Genomic DNA, 1,627 nt, shown 5'->3' with positions numbered 1-1,627 from the left:
TCCACCGGCAACACCAACTCATCCGGCAAATCCGCCAACTCAACAGACCAATAACGAATCTGCTGAGAAATCAACGACTCCGGATCATCCTCCGAACCGAGAACCGCACGCTGCCACACCGCATAGTCGGCGTACTGCACCGGCAGCGGCGTCCACGCGGGGGCTTGGCCGGCGGTACGCGCGGTGTAGGCGAGCATGATGTCGCGGGCCAGTGGTGCCAGCGACCAGCCGTCGGCGGCAATGTGGTGCACCACAAGGGCCAGCACGTACTCCGACGTACTGAGCTGGAACAGCCGTACACGTAGCGGCGCGTCGGCGCTGACATCGAAGTTTGTGGATGCCAGCGCGATCAGATGCTCGAGGAGATCGGTTTCGGTGACCGGCAGCATGGCCAGATCCGGCACCATCTCGCTGGTCTCCAGCGCGACCTGTGCCGGGCCTGCGCCGATGTCGGGGAAGATGGTGCGCAGTGACTCGTGTCGCTCGATCACGTCACCGATGGCAGCCTGCAGGGCGGCGACGTCGAGGTCACCGGTCAATCGGATACCGAGTGGCAGGTTGTAGGCCGACGACGACTTGTCGTACTGGTTGAGGAACCACATCCGCTGCTGCGCGAACGACAACGGCACCAACTCGCCCGCCGACCGCGAACGCGCCACCAACCGTGAACGCGCGCCCTGACCGGTGTGCGACTGCAGCCGCGCAGCCAGCGCCTGCACCGTCGAAGCATCGAACAGCGCCCGAACCGGCACAACCGCATCCAACGCCATACCCAGACGCGCAGTCACCTGCGTCGCGATCAGCGAGTTACCACCCAAAGTAAAGAAATCATCATCAAGACCCACCCGGTCCACACCCAGCAAATCGGCGAAGACACCGGCCACGATCTCCTGCACCGGCGTCACCGGCGCACGGAACCCGCGCACCTCGAACACCGGCTGCGGCAACGCCTTCCGATCCAACTTGCCCGAAGCATTGAGCGGGAACACGTCCAAAACCACAAAAGCAGCCGGAACCATATAACCCGGCAACTGCGCCGCCAAACCGACACGCAACACATCAGTATCGATCCCCGCACCCGCGGGAACCAGATAAGCAACCAACTGAGCACCAGTACGCTCATCATCACGCGCCACCACAACGGCCTGCGCCACCGAATCCTGTGCGGTGAGCACGGACTCGATCTCACCCAACTCGATCCGCAGACCACGCACCTTCACCTGGAAATCGGTACGACCCAAGTACGTGATCGAGCCGTCAGGACCGCGGCGCACCAGGTCTCCGGTGCGATACATGCGCGCTCCGTCATCACCGAACGGCGCGGCCACGAACCGATCAGCGGTCAAATCAGCACGACCCAAATAGCCACGCGCGAGCTGATCACCGGCCAGATACAACTCACCCGCCACCCCGACAGGTACTGGATTCAACCGTGCGTCGAGCACGTACGCTTGCGCGTTCCACACCGGCTTGCCGATCGGGACAGCTCCCGTCGTCGAGCCCGCGGGCGCATGCGTGGCATGCACGGTGAACTCCGTCGGCCCGTACAAGTTGAACAACTCAGCCGAACTCACCCGACCGAACGCGGCCACAGTGTCAGAAGTGAACGCCTCACCGGCCACCAGCA

General features: G+C 63.4%; 1 protein-coding gene. It reads right to left on the bottom strand.

Annotation, left to right across the window (positions count from 1 at the left end; genetic code table 11):
• Positions 1-1,627, bottom strand: a 1,627-nt coding sequence (locus tag ACLMAJ_RS37985) for a condensation domain-containing protein (RefSeq protein ID WP_412018758.1), incomplete at both ends; no start/stop codon positions are given.

Origin of the sequence: Nocardia arseniciresistens, from assembly GCF_046764875.1 — a bacterium.
Classification (GTDB): Bacteria; Actinomycetota; Actinomycetes; order Mycobacteriales; family Mycobacteriaceae; genus Nocardia; species Nocardia arseniciresistens.
The sequence above is the reverse complement of the archived record's forward strand: the minus strand, read 5'-3'. Positions and strand labels throughout refer to the sequence as shown.